12 protein-coding genes and 3 tRNA genes are annotated in these 13,454 nt (G+C 45.3%); all 15 read left to right on the plus strand.

The genetic code is table 11. From position 1 onward, the window contains the following. Positions 1–111: 111 nt before the first annotated feature. The 15 genes from ACFQ45_RS14235 to ACFQ45_RS14305 all read left to right on the plus strand — a co-directional run bounded on the left by ACFQ45_RS14235 (position 112) and on the right by ACFQ45_RS14305 (position 13,428). A tRNA-Glu gene (locus tag ACFQ45_RS14235) sits at positions 112–187 on the plus strand. A gap of 44 nt (positions 188–231) precedes the next feature. Continuing rightward, positions 232–306, plus strand: a tRNA-Gly gene (locus ACFQ45_RS14240). A 38-nt stretch (positions 307–344) separates the two neighbouring features. Further along, positions 345–420 (plus strand) — tRNA-Glu (locus ACFQ45_RS14245). Positions 421–464: 44 nt separating this feature from the next. Next, on the plus strand, positions 465–1,277 hold the full coding sequence (pabC, locus tag ACFQ45_RS14250; protein ID WP_377368840.1) for an aminodeoxychorismate lyase: 813 nt from the start codon (positions 465–467) through the stop codon (positions 1,275–1,277). Continuing rightward, on the plus strand, positions 1,264–2,289 hold the full coding sequence (gene mltG, locus ACFQ45_RS14255; RefSeq protein WP_377368841.1) for an endolytic transglycosylase MltG: 1,026 nt from the start codon (positions 1,264–1,266) through the stop codon (positions 2,287–2,289). The genes pabC and mltG overlap by 14 nt, the downstream gene beginning before the upstream one ends. An 8-nt stretch (positions 2,290–2,297) precedes the next feature. Beyond that, positions 2,298–2,936, plus strand: coding sequence for a dTMP kinase (gene tmk, locus ACFQ45_RS14260; RefSeq protein WP_377368843.1), 639 nt, complete (start codon positions 2,298–2,300; stop codon positions 2,934–2,936). Beyond that, a complete protein-coding gene (gene holB, locus ACFQ45_RS14265; protein WP_377368845.1) occupies positions 2,933–3,865 on the plus strand; it encodes a DNA polymerase III subunit delta' in 933 nt (310 codons plus the stop codon). Before tmk ends, holB begins: the two co-directional genes overlap by 4 nt. Positions 3,866–3,869: 4 nt before the next feature. Beyond that, positions 3,870–4,670 (plus strand): TatD family hydrolase, encoded by an 801-nt coding sequence (locus tag ACFQ45_RS14270; RefSeq protein WP_377368847.1) that lies wholly within the window; start codon positions 3,870–3,872, stop codon positions 4,668–4,670. A 57-nt stretch (positions 4,671–4,727) separates the two neighbouring features. Then, entirely contained in the window at positions 4,728–7,145 is a 2,418-nt protein-coding gene (locus ACFQ45_RS14275; protein WP_377368849.1) for a Lon protease family protein, read from the plus strand. Between the two features lie 515 nt (positions 7,146–7,660). After that, a complete protein-coding gene (locus ACFQ45_RS14280) occupies positions 7,661–8,098 on the plus strand; it encodes a cytochrome b562 (protein WP_377368851.1) in 438 nt (145 codons plus the stop codon). A 67-nt stretch (positions 8,099–8,165) separates the two neighbouring features. Further along, a complete protein-coding gene (locus ACFQ45_RS14285) occupies positions 8,166–8,504 on the plus strand; it encodes a hypothetical protein (protein ID WP_377368853.1) in 339 nt (112 codons plus the stop codon). A gap of 65 nt (positions 8,505–8,569) precedes the next feature. Beyond that, positions 8,570–9,625 (plus strand): AraC family transcriptional regulator, encoded by a 1,056-nt coding sequence (locus ACFQ45_RS14290; protein WP_377368855.1) that lies wholly within the window; start codon positions 8,570–8,572, stop codon positions 9,623–9,625. 111 nt (positions 9,626–9,736) lie between these two features. Further along, on the plus strand, positions 9,737–11,431 hold the full coding sequence (locus ACFQ45_RS14295; protein WP_377368856.1) for an acyl-CoA dehydrogenase: 1,695 nt from the start codon (positions 9,737–9,739) through the stop codon (positions 11,429–11,431). A 176-nt stretch (positions 11,432–11,607) separates the two neighbouring features. Next, positions 11,608–12,057 (plus strand): YaiI/YqxD family protein, encoded by a 450-nt coding sequence (locus tag ACFQ45_RS14300; protein ID WP_377368858.1) that lies wholly within the window; start codon positions 11,608–11,610, stop codon positions 12,055–12,057. Positions 12,058–12,138: 81 nt separating this feature from the next. Then, the gene (locus ACFQ45_RS14305; protein WP_377368860.1) at positions 12,139–13,428 is read left to right on the plus strand and encodes an NAD(P)/FAD-dependent oxidoreductase; all 1,290 of its coding nucleotides are present in this window, start codon (positions 12,139–12,141) and stop codon (positions 13,426–13,428) included. Positions 13,429–13,454 lie beyond the last annotated feature (26 nt).

Genomic DNA, 13,454 nt, shown 5'->3' on the forward strand with positions numbered 1-13,454 from the left:
CTAGAGGCCTAGGACACCGCCCTTTCACGGCGGTAACAGGGGTTCGAACCCCCTATGGGACGCCAACTCTCGCAGTTGTTAAATAGCGAATGAAAGTACGCTTTCTATTGTGTCCCATTCGTCTAGAGGCCTAGGACACCGCCCTTTCACGGCGGTAACAGGGGTTCGAACCCCCTATGGGACGCCAACGCTTTTCACTACATAAAAGTCAGTTGTAAAACTCAATGTCATGCGGGAATAGCTCAGTGGTAGAGCACAACCTTGCCAAGGTTGGGGTCGCGAGTTCGAGCCTCGTTTCCCGCTCCATTCTGTGCTCAGCACATACTTCTACGGAAGATCTCTACGTCCCATTCGTCTAGAGGCCTAGGACACCGCCCTTTCACGGCGGTAACAGGGGTTCGAACCCCCTATGGGACGCCATTTCCTTATCTGTTATGATTAGCTTTTCTTTAGAGATCAGTCATATGCAGTGGTTTTTAAATTTCAATCCAGCAACAAGTATAGAGCTTTCTGATCGTGGCTTGGCTTACGGTGATGGCTTATTTGAGACCTTGTCTGCCCATGATGGTGTCATCTCTAATCTTTCTCTTCATCTTAGCCGCTTAGAGCGCGGATTTAAGCGCTTAGGGTTTAAAGTCGATACCAGCGAAATAGTTAAGTTGGCTGGTTTCTTGTCAGATCAGGCGGCAAGATTTGAGTCGGTTGGTTTTAAGGTGATGGTGACCCGTGGTTCTGGCGGGAGAGGCTATTTGCCACCTGCATCGGCGAATTTTTCCTGGCTGGTGGGGATGTTTGATCTGCCAGATTACAGTGCCGCTCAATCTCAAGGTATTTCGTTAACTCATTTACCTGTTCAAACTTCCATTAATCGCAATACTGCTGGGCTCAAGCATCTAAATCGTTTAGAGAATGTCTTGGCTAAACAAATGTTACCGGATGGGTATTTTGAAGCGGTTTTGAGTGATGCGAATGGCAAGATGGTTGAATGTGTGCAGAGTAATCTATTTTGGGTGAAAAATGGCGAGCTCTTTACTCCGTTACTGTCTGCGTCAGGGGTTCAGGGGACCATGCGTCATGCTGTTATCCAAGCCCATCTTGGGGTCGTTAATATAGTGCAGGAGGATATTCTTACCTTGTCTGATGCGGATGAGATTTTTATTACAAATGCGCTCAGTGGTATTTTGCCGGTTGTTCAATTCAATGATCGAGAGTTATCTGTCGGTCCAATTTGCCGATCTTTAAGGGAGCGTTTGGTAAATTCTCATGAAATTAATTAAGTCTTTTTTACTGCTTTTAGTATTGGCTGTCACTCTTCTGGCAATTGCTGGGGGGATGGCTTATCACTATTTAACTAAGCCAATTAATATCACTGAGCCGGAACGCTACGAGGTTCAAAAAGGTGTGAGCAGTATTAGAATTGGGCAGCAGTTGGCCGATCTTGGATGGATTGAGCATCCTGTGCTTACACGTATTGCTTTTAAACTGGATCCCACCTTAGTGCCTAAGGTTGGGGTTTATGAGCTGCAGCCAAATATGAATCTTATTGATGTGATGGCCCTGCTGGATTCGGGAGACACTGTTTTTTACCCAGTGACCTTACTGGAAGGCAAAACCTACCGTGATTATCTGATTGCCTTAGAGCAAACGGGTAATATCCAAATGACACTGAGTGACCTGTCTGAAGAGCAAATAGCTGAGAAAATGGGGCTAAACGTTGCTTCTCCTGAAGGTATGTTGCTGGCAAACACCTATCGCTATCACGATGGTGATACGGATTTGGATATTTTTATGCAGGCTCATAGGTTATTGGTTAGCACCCTTGAATCAGAGTGGAGCGATAAGGCGAAGGGGCTGCCTTATGCGACGGCTTATGAAGCTTTGATTATGGCGTCAATTATTGAAAAGGAAACGGGGGTTCCTGAAGAGCGACCGTTGATTTCTAGGGTGTTTGTCAGTCGCCTTGAACGGGGGATGAGATTGCAAACTGATCCAACGGTTATTTATGGAATGGGTGACTCCTATAAGGGGAATATTACCCGTCGTGATCTTCAACGACCTACCCCTTATAACACTTATACTATTAATGGGTTGCCGCCTACGCCCATTGCGAACGTTGGTTATGAAGCCATTCATGCCGCGATGCACCCGGGTGAAACGAATGCTTTATACTTTGTCGCCAAGGGTGATGGTTCCCATGTGTTTTCGAAAACATTGAGAGAACACAATGCTGCGGTAAGAGAGTACCAGCGTCGACGTGTTGAAAATTATCGTTCCTCCCCCAGTCAGTAGAGGTTAATTTGAGCGGATATTTTATTTCTATAGAAGGTGGCGAGGGTGCAGGTAAAAGCACGGCTCTTGGCTGCATTAAGACTTGGTTAACAGATCAAGGTATTGAGTTTATTGTCACCCGTGAACCGGGCGGAACTCCGTTAGCGGAAGAAATCCGCAATTTAGTGCTGGCTCCCCGGGATGAGCCTGTTGATGTGTATGCTGAGTTGTTGCTGGTTTTTGCTGCCCGTGTCCAGCATGTTAAGCAGACTATTTTACCGGCTTTGAAGGCGGGGAAATGGGTGATTAGTGATCGTTTTGTTGATTCCTCTTACATCTACCAAGGAATTGGACGAAATATTGACGCTAAGGTTATTGATGATCTTGTTGATCGTTTTCTGCAAGGGGCTTTACCTGATGCGACTCTCTTATTAGATGTGCCGGTGAGTATAGGCTTGCAGCGCGTTGCCTCCCGTGGAGAGATGAATCGTCTTGATGGTGAATCTATTGCGTTTCATGAAAAGGTTCGTAGTGGCTTTTTGGCATTGGCGGCAAAGCACTCCCAGCGGATTCATGTCATTGATGCGAACCAATCACTTGAGTCGGTTGAAGCGGACATTTGTAATGTCTTATCCGATTTGAATACTTCTGCAGTGGGGAATCCATGAGGTTTCCAGATTGGCTATTAGATCCGTATCAGCAAGCTGTGGCATGGCGAAAGTCTGGCAATTTTCATCATGCTTTGATGATGACTGGCGCTAATGGTATTGGGCAGGGTGTATTTGCGGAACAAATTGCTCGCTTATTGCTGTGTGAGCATCCTCAAAGCGCTCCCTGTGGAAAGTGTCATTCATGTGAATTGGTGAAGTCCGAAACACACCCAGACTGGCTGACTTTGGATGGATCGGCTGGTTCGATTAAGGTTGATGCAGTCAGGCAGGTGGTCGCGAAAGTGGCGAACAAGCCGCAACTTGGGTACTCAAAAGTTGTCTTGATTCAAGATGCTCACGCTATGAATATCAATGCAGCGAACGCTATCCTTAAAGCGCTAGAAGAACCTCCAGCAGCGACCTATTTTTTGCTTACTAGTAATACCTCTCGGTCATTAATGCCCACCATCATCAGCCGCTGTCAGCGTCTTAACTTGCCATCTCCTAATCCTGAGCAGACGGCTCATTGGTTAGAGGGAGAGGGGAAGTCTAATGCGGCAGAATTGTTATGGTTTTCTCAGGCGCCTTTTCGATTGTTGTCTTTGGCTGAATCAAGTAGCCACGAAATGATGCTCACACTTCCTGATGAATTAGAAAAATGGTTATCTGGCCAAAGCCGGTCGGATGAGTTGGTGTCCGCTGTCAATAATGACAAAATTCACTACTTTATTGATGGGGTGTTGGCGGTGTTGCATGGTGCGCTTATGTATTCTGCAGCGGGCCAATGCCATGAGCGTATTAAGCCTGCTATTGAGCGTATTCTGATGCGATATGATCTGTATCGATTAATGGAAATGATCAAACGCCTCGAAACCCTTAAGTCTAACCTTGATAAAACCCACCTAAACCCCACTATTCAACTTATTGGCGAACTAAATTCTTGGTAGGTACATGTTAATAGATACACATTGTCATTTAGACAAACTGGATCTCTCTCCTTATAACGATAACTTAAAAGACGCTGTGCAGGCTGCAGGTCAGGCTGGCGTGCAGCAAATATTAACCATTTCAGTGGATCTTGATGGCTTTGAGGGTATTCATAGCTTTACTGATATAGAGGGTGTATTTGCCAGTTGTGGCGTTCATCCACTTCATAAAGAAGGTTTATTAGACGCTCCTGATTTTCTGAGAACCCTTGCCCAAAGGGATAAGGTTGTTGCCATCGGTGAAACTGGCTTGGATTATTTTTATGATAAAGAGCCTGAACTTCATCAGGCGCAAAAAGACAGTTTTGCGATCCATCTAGATGTGGCGGGGGAGCTTAATTTACCTACGATCATCCATACTCGCGACGCAAAAGAAGACACTCTATTCTTGATAAAAGCTCATGGTAATGAGAACGTTGGTGGTGTAGTTCATTGTTTTACCGAAGATTATGCCATGGCTCGGGCAGCACTTGATCTGAATTATTTGATTTCAATTTCAGGTATTGTGACTTTTAAGAATGCTGAGGACCTTCGAGATACTGTGCGTAAAATTCCATTGGAATCATTGTTGGTTGAAACGGATTCGCCTTATTTGGCTCCCGTACCCCATCGTGGGAAAAAGAATGAGCCCAAGTATGTTCGTGATGTGGCTCAGTTTGTTGCTGACCTGAAGGGTGTCCGTTACGAAGAATTATTAGAAATTACTTCACAAAACTTTCATCAAAAATTTTCAAAAGTCGTCCCGACACAGACGCTGCGATACTAACCATAACAATTCGCCTCCCGCATAAGTGGTGAGGCGTTCATCATAAGGACCTATTAGATGTCAGAAATGGTTCAGTCTTTACCTTATCAATCCCTATGCGCCAAATTAGACGTGGCATCCTTACCATTCAAAAAGTTAAGTGACATGGAGCCCCTTAGCGGCATTTTAGGGCAAGAGCGTGCGGTTGAAGCGATTCAGTTCGGCGTGGCTATGCATCGACCTGGTTACAATATTTTTGTAATGGGTGACTCGGGCACTGGTCGCTCATCTTACGTGACCAGCTATTTAAAAAGTGAAGCAAAACGCAAGCCCTCTCCAAGTGAGTGGGCATATGTCAACAACTTCAAAGAATCCCATGCTCCTAAGGCTATTGAGTTTAAATCAGGTGATGCGGCGCATTTTGAACAAGATATGCGTGGCTTGATAGATGGCTTAATGTCTACTTTTCCTGCGGCATTTGAAAACCCGGATTATCAGCAACAAAAAAGCGCTATTGATCGTGCCTTTAATGAGCAATACGAAGCGGCCATTAACCTGGTAGAGCGTCACTCGTCTAAAATTGGCGTGGCTATGTTTAGAGATGCTTCTTCTGTGAGCTTCGCACCAATGCGTGATGGCAAGGCACTAGAAGAGTCTGATTTTGCCACCTTGACTGATGAGGAGCGAGATGCATTTCAAGCGGGTGTGCAAGAGCTTGAGGGAATGCTGAATGACGAATTACTCAGTCTGCCAACTTGGAAGCGTATTTCCTACGAACAGTTGCGAGAGCTCAACCTGGAAACGGTCAAAGAAGCTCTTGATCCTTTGATGGCGCCTTTGTTTGAGAAATATGCAGAAGACGAATCGTTAACGGCTTATCTTAAAGCAATGCGCGAAGACCTAGACAAGGTCATCATTGATCAGTTTGTGGATGATAAAACGACTGATAATCGTGATGAGTCTAGCCGACGCACCCTGTACGAAGAGATGTATTTACCTAACGTTGCGGTGACCCATAAACCAGATGGTGGTCAGCCGGTGGTGTATGAATCCCATCCTACGTACCGCAACCTATTTGGCCAGGTGGAATACAGTAACGAGCAGGGTATGTTGGTGACCAGCTACCGTTTGATTCGGAGCGGCAGTTTACATGCTGCAAACGGCGGTTATTTGATTCTGGATGCTGAAAAGCTTCTAACTGATCACTATTTATGGGAGGCACTCAAGCGTGCTCTAAAGAGCAAAACACTTCGTATCGAGCACCCATACGCTGATATGGGGTTAATGAGTACGACTACTTTGTCTCCTGAGGAATTGCCTCTTCAGGTAAAAGTGGTGCTAATTGGCTCTCGAGATATTTATTATTTATTGCAGGATGCGGATCCAGATTTTCAAGAAATGTTTCGTGTCTTGGTGGACTTTGATGACTCCCTAAAGCGTTCATCTGACACAGAGTATGCCTTTGCTCGCTTGTTGAAAGACCGTGTTCAGAAAGAAGGGTATGCGGATGTTTCTCCGCAGGGAGTAGCGCGTCTAATCGAATACAGCAGCCGTCTGGCAGAGCATCAAAAAGAGATGGCGGCTAAGATCGGTGATGTGTTTGAGCTACTCGGTGAAGCGGATTTTAATCGTCAGTTGGCCAAAGATGACATCATTACTGATGTGCATGTTCAGCGAGCTTTGTCTGCTAAAAAGCACCGAACAGGTCGTGTGGCAGAAAAGATCATTGAGGAAATCGTTGATGGAACTATCTTGCTGGATAGCCAAGGTGAGGCCGTTGGTAAGATTAATGGTTTAACTGTGATGCAGATTGGTGATAGTAGCTTCGGTGCGCCAGCTCGAATATCTACTACGGTTTATCCAGGAGGTAAGGGCATCGTAGATATCGAGCGTGAGTCGAATCTAGGTCAAAATATTCACTCGAAAGGGGTGCTTATCTTGTCTGGTTACCTTGGCCATAGATACGCTCAACATTATCCGTTGGATATCTCTGCCTCCATCGCCATGGAACAAAGTTATGGCTATGTTGATGGGGACAGTGCTTCGACCGCGGAGTTGTGTTGTTTGATTTCTGCCTTGATAAACGTACCTTTGCGCCAAGATCTTGCGATTACTGGATCCTTGAATCAGTACGGTCAGATTCAAGCTATCGGTGGGGTAAACGAAAAGATCGAAGGTTTTTTCAATGTTTGTAACGCTCGTGGCCTAACCGGTACACAAGGTGTGATCATTCCTAAGTCCAATGCCATTAATCTAATGCTAAATGATGATGTGCTTGAGGCGGTGAAGGCTGGTAAATTCCATATTTATGCTATTGAAAATGCGGATGAAGCATTGCATTTGTTGACAGGAATGGAGCCAGGTTCATTAGATGATCAAGGTAACTATCCTGAGGGCAGCTTGTCTCAACGTATTCTCAAGCGATTGGAGGAAATCTCCAAACTGGGTGAAGATGAAGAGCAGGATAAAAAAGAAGCCGATAAAACTAAGTCGTGACAGGCTTGATCTAATATTTGCCGCGGGTTCTTTTTATAAAACTTGCTTGGCAATTTGAATTGACTAGAAAGTAAAGTGTGTAATGGAGGTCGCCTCGTTTGAAATACGTGGCGACCTCTTTGCGTTTACTGGGGTGGTGTCTTTTAAGTACCACTGGTGGTCGGAAACTCTCTCCACCTAGCACGCTACCAGAGGCATTCGTGGCGGCTAATAGGGCGCTACGATCGTCGCATTCGGCTCTGACCTTTCCTGTCAGGACTAATAGAGCCACCATGATGTAAAACGTTGGCCGGACTTTAAGCATTTTGATCTACTTTTGAATGCATTGCGTATCCTGTAATGTGCTTAATATGATAGTTTTTATGATGAAATGCAGTGAACAATGTCAGCTTGATGAGGTCATAAACAAAGCCAATACTTAAAAGTACAAAAGTATGGGGCATTTGGCTATATCCTATCGGCATCGATGGATTAGTGAAAAGAGCATTTTCGTTTATTGATAAAAGGAGAGAGAGATGCTTACGGTTAAAAAGGTACTTGGTGGCGCTATTCTAGCGATGGGGCTTTCTGGTTATGCAGCAGCCCATGGTCATTGCGGCGAAACTGCTTTGCATGAAGATATGGAAAATCTTAAAACGGAATTAAAGTCCCTGTCATTTGACTTACGTGGTAAGGATGCGGCAGCAGCTTCTGAGCGTGTGGATGTCATTATTTCACTTCTAAAAGATTCACGTGAAGAAACGCCGTTTAAATTCACTAAAGAAGGCTTAACGGGTGAGGCTTTAGCGACAGAAATGGCTGAGTACCAATCTCTTATGGATGAGACTATCGAGGTCTTTGTGTCCGTAGATAAAGCGATAGAGGCGAATGATATGGGTGAAGCAGGTTCTTTACTTAGAGAAGTAGGGAATTTGCGTAAAAAAGGCCATAGTGCTTTTAAAGCCAGTTGCTAGGCTGCTAATCCCCGTGACCTCGCTGGGCTAGATTGATACAATAGACGACTTGTTAAAGAGGTTTATTATGTCTCGCTCGAAAAAATCACGTAGCTTAAAAGGAAAATTAGGCAAAACAGGCACCAAAGAAATGATGAAGGAGCAGAAGAAAGCTCGCAAAGCTGCTTCGCCTTCACGTTTTGATGCTAAAAAGGTCAAGCAACGTAAGGTCCAGGCTCAGCGTAAGCTTGAGCGTTTAGGTATAGCGCCAGAGGCGGAAGCCCCTGTGGCAAAGGTTCGCCCAAAGCGCTTTACCTTCACCCCTGCGAAGCCCTCTCAAGAGGCTGAGTTATCAAAGGCTGAGTCCCAAGATAAAGAACAGCTATCTAATGAGGAATTGCTGTCGGCACTTACAGAACAAAACTAATCATTATATGATTAAAGGGCTGCAATTTTTGCGGCCTTTTTTATGCCTTGAAAAGGAGAAGTGTTATGAATTCAAGGGCATCTGTGCCAGCTTCTAGTGTGCGTTATCTAATAGGAGCGGTTGAAAAACAAGGATGTGATACGGCTGAATTACTAAAGGAAGCCGGAGTTACGCTAGAGGACATTTCGAGCGACCGCCCGATCTCGACCTATAGTTATGGATTGCTGTATCAGCAAGTGATGCAGTTAATGAAAGATGAATCCTTCTGTATTTTGAGTGGTGGGCGAATGCCTATTGGCTCATTCAGGATGATGTGTCTGTGTATTATTCATTCAAAGCATCTCGCTCAAGCGTTAAGGCGCTGTAGCGACTTTTATGAAATCTGCCGTGGTCCAACCATTAAGCCGATTGTCATCCGTAAGGGGCGTTATGCGAAGATCACCTTTACGCCGATTGATTCAGTGGCAACGCCAGAAGGTCAGTTGGACGAGGCGTTTGAATCCAAAGAGCGAGTGAGAACCACATTATCTATGTGGCATCATTTTGTTAGTTGGTTGATTGGTCGTCGTTTGAATCTGAAAGCAGCGTATTTTACTACCCCGCGTCCGGATGATGTGGAGTATTACCGTACCCTGTTTCAATCAGATGTTAAGTTCGGTCAACATGGTAACGCTCTGGTGTTTCCTGCTTCTTATTTGGATATGCCCATCGTTCAAAATGAAGAGTCTCTACGGAGCTTTTTAAAAACGGCCCCATATCAATTGATGGTAATGGTGGATAATGACAACAGTCTTAAGTCCCGAATCATATCGATTTTAGGGAAAGACTTCTCACAAGATATGTTCAGTGCTGAAGAAGTGGCTGCATTCTTGAATATGAGTGTCTCGACCATGCGTCGTCGTTTGGCTGATGAGGGGACTTCTTTCCAGCATATTAAGGATGAATGCCGTAAAGAAGCGGCCATCACCTATATTAATGCGCCACAATTATCATTCAATGAGATTGCTGCATTAATGGGATTTGATGAGCCGAGTGCCTTCTATCGTTCATTTAAGAAATGGACGGGTATGACACCCGGTGAATACCGCAAACATACGGACTATCGTACTTTGCCATCCTAAGAGCCTCCTCAATGAGCAGATATGTCATGAAACTCGCGACCATTTGCCATTGAGGAAATTTAGCTAATTAACCACTCTTAAAATAAAAGTCATTAAACTTAGGAGTATTTTATGAGTGGTTACCGCTATCCCACCGATGACGTTCGGTTTTGTTTAGAACACATCGCAGGCATTCATCGTCTAACCGAACACTTTCCAAATTATGATTCTGAATTGCTGGACCCAATTTTGTCTGAGGCAGCAAAATTTTCAGAACAGCTTGTGGCACCTTCCAATCGTGCAGGGGACATTAACTGGCCCACTATCTCAGATAAAGCGGTTACCGAAACACCGGAATTTAAAGCAGTCTACGAAGCCATGTGTGATGGCGCTTGGACAACCCTGAGTGCGCCAGAGGAGTATGGTGGACAGGCCCTGCCTCGAGCTTTAGAGGTCGCCGTGAATGAGGGTATTCAATCAGCCAATTTGGCGTTTTCCCTTTGCCCCTTGCTGACTCAAGGGGCTATCGATGCCATCGAAACCCATGCCAATGCCGATCTCAAAGCAACCTACTTGCCTAATATGATCTCAGGTCGCTGGACTGGCACCATGAATCTGACTGAGCCTTCAGCAGGCAGTGATTTGTCGGCCATTAAAACCAAAGCGATACCTGATGGCGATGGGTACCGAATATTTGGGCAAAAGATCTTTATTACTTGGGGCGATCATCAAATGAGCGACAATATCATTCATTTGGTTTTGGCGCGGCTGCCTGATGCGCCCGAAGGTGTCCGGGGTATTTCTTTGTTTCTTGTTCCTAAATTCCTACTAGATGAGAGTGGTGAACCTGGGGTTCGTAATGATGCCTATGCCATCTCTCTTGAGCACAAGCTTGGTATCCATGGATCGCCAACCTGTGTGATGCAATTTGGTGATGGGGATGGGGCGATTGGTTATTTGGTAGGGGAAGAAAACAAAGGCTTAATGGCCATGTTTACAATGATGAATAACGCCCGTCAAAGTGTTGGCTTGCAGGGATTGGCTGTGGCTGAGCGTGCCTATCAGATGGCGTTAGATTATGCCTTTGATCGTACTCAGGGGGTTGTTAAGGGTAGTCCAGAAAAAGTCGTGATAGCGAAACATGGTGATGTTTCTAGGATGCTGTGGCAGATGGCAAGCTCCTTGTCTGCCATGCGCGCGCTCATGTATGTGGCGTCCGTAGAATCGGATTTAAAAGGGGTGGATGCTAAACATCAGAAACGAACGGATTTGTACACTCCTATTGTTAAGGGTTGGATGACTGAGCTGTCTCAGGAGATAGTTTCAACAGCTGTTCAGGTTCACGGTGGTATGGGGTTCATCGAGGAAACGGGGGTGGCTCAGTTGCTCCGAGATGCACGGATTCTTCCCATCTATGAAGGGACTAATGGTATCCAAGCGTTGGATCTTGTTGGAAGAAAGCTTGCAGCTGATAAAGGTGAGGGGTTAAAGGCTTTGATTTATGAAATGTCACAAGATGCTGAATCCTTCGTTGGTCATAAAGATCTTTTCCTTGCTCATCTTGATCAATTAGAAGTGGCGGCTAAGGCGATCCTTAATGGTGAGTCCGTAGCGAACACGGCGGCTTATGATTTTATGATGATGGCTGGTTATGTGGTGGGCGCATGGTTGATGCTAAAGGGATGCCAAAGTTCAGAAGTGAAACAAGACTGGCAAACAAAAACGGAGTTTTACGTTAATCATTTGCTGCCGCGAGCCAATACGCACTTTGCAGGTGTGAAATCATTTAATGTGGAAGATCAGTACAACGCAGAGCTTTTACTTTAAGATCAAATAAGTAAATTAATTATTCAATTTATCAAAGGTTGAATATTATCTAGATACTCAGCCTTTTTTCTTTAAAGGAAACTGTTAATGGTATTTTCCTCCAATTCGTTTTATTGCAAGCCTAGCCAAATTCCTCTTTAGCCGTGATAATAAAGCTCCATATAAAGGAGATGTTCATGCGAATTTTGGTTGACGCCGATGCTTGTCCCAACGCCATTAAGCCTATTTTGATTAAAGCCTCTGAGCGCTGTGAGGTAGAGTGTTTGTTTGTCGCCAATGTCGCTATCGCTTTACCCAATTCAAAGTGGGTCTCCCGCAAAATTGTCCCCAGTGGCTTTGATGAAGCTGATAAGTTCATCGAAGATAATGCTCAGCCAAACGATCTAGTGATTACTTCTGATATCCCGCTCGCTTCAGACTGCCTTAAAAAAGGGGCCCAAGTTCTTACCTCCAAAGGGGAAGAATACTCCCAAGAGAACATTAAGCAGCGTCTCGCCATTCGTGATTTTATGGATCAAATGCGCTCCAGTGGGTTTGATACAGGAGGTTCAGCGCCCTTTGGAGACAAAGACAAGGCAGCCTTCGCCAATGCGCTGGATCGAATCTTGGCGAAACGTGATAAGTAACTTCTTAATGGGAGTTATTTGCTAAGCATACTCGGGCTATTTAGGTGTTTAGCAAATCATTCGCAATTTAGGGAGTTTTGTATGAAACGCATAGTAGTTCTCGGTGGTGGAGCCGGAGGTTTAGAATTGGTGACCCAGTTGGGACATCGTTTTGGTAAGCGAAATAAAGCTGAAATTATTCTAATTGACCGTTCCCAGACCCATATTTGGAAGCCTTTGTTACATGAAGTCGCAACAGGATCTCTGGATATTAATACTGACGGCATTAACTATCGCGCCCACGCCGCAAAGCACCATTATCAATTTCAATTGGGTACTGCCTTCGATATTAATACAGAAGAAAAAATCGTTCGCTTACAGTCCATGAAAGACGAAAAGGGCAAAGAAGTCTTGCCGGAGCGGGAAATTTCTTATGACACCCTAGTGTTGGCTGTGGGCAGTGTGAGCAATGATTTTGGTACGCCCGGTGTGGCGGATAATTGTTACTTCTTGGACTCTCACCGTCAGGCAGAGCGATTCCAGCAGGCTTTGTTGACACAGTTTCTTCGTGTTCACCAAGTGGGGGGCGATGCCACACTCAAGATCGCAATCGTAGGGGGTGGCGCAACGGGTGTAGAGTTGTCTGCTGAATTATTCCATGTGGCAGACTTGCTAAAAGCTTACGGCATGCCGGAGATGTCCGCGGATAAGGTCAAAGTGGAGTTGGTCGAAGCTGGCCCTCGAATCCTTCCTGCGTTGCCTGATCGTATTGCTAATAATGCGAAAAAAGAGCTAGAAAAGCTTGGCGTCAGTGTGCGTGAAAATACGCGCATTACGGAGGCGATTCAGGATGGTTTGAAGACTGCCGATGATACTTTGATTGAGGCGGATTTGATGATCTGGGCGGCTGGGGTTAAAGGCCCTGAGTTTTTAGGGCAAATGGAAGGCTTTGAAACCACCCGCAACAATCAAATCCTAGTCGCACCAACTCTGCAGGCTAAAGGGCACGAAGATGTCTACGTTATCGGAGATTGCTGTGCTTGCGAACAGCCTAATGGTGCGTTTGTGCCGCCACGTGCCCAGTCGGCTCACCAGATGGCCTCAGTGGTATTTGAAAACATCACTGCTGCCAGTCGTAATGAAAAGCTAAAAGATTACACCTACAAGGATTATGGCTCTTTGGTTAACTTAAGCCGATACAGCACGGTTGGTAGCTTAATGGGTAATTTAATGAAGGGTTCAATGTTTGTAGAAGGGCGCTTGGCGCGTTTTGTGTACGTTTCCTTGTACCGCCTTCACCTAATTGCCATTCATGGATGGTTCAAAGCGATGATCATTTTGGCGGCACAACGCATCGGCAAAGTGGTTAAGCCGAAGTTGAAACTTCACTAACATACGATATAAAAAAACGGGGCATG

Source organism: Rhodanobacter aciditrophus (genome assembly GCF_042679525.1).
Taxonomy (GTDB): domain Bacteria; phylum Pseudomonadota; class Gammaproteobacteria; order Pseudomonadales; family Marinomonadaceae; genus Marinomonas; species Marinomonas aciditrophus.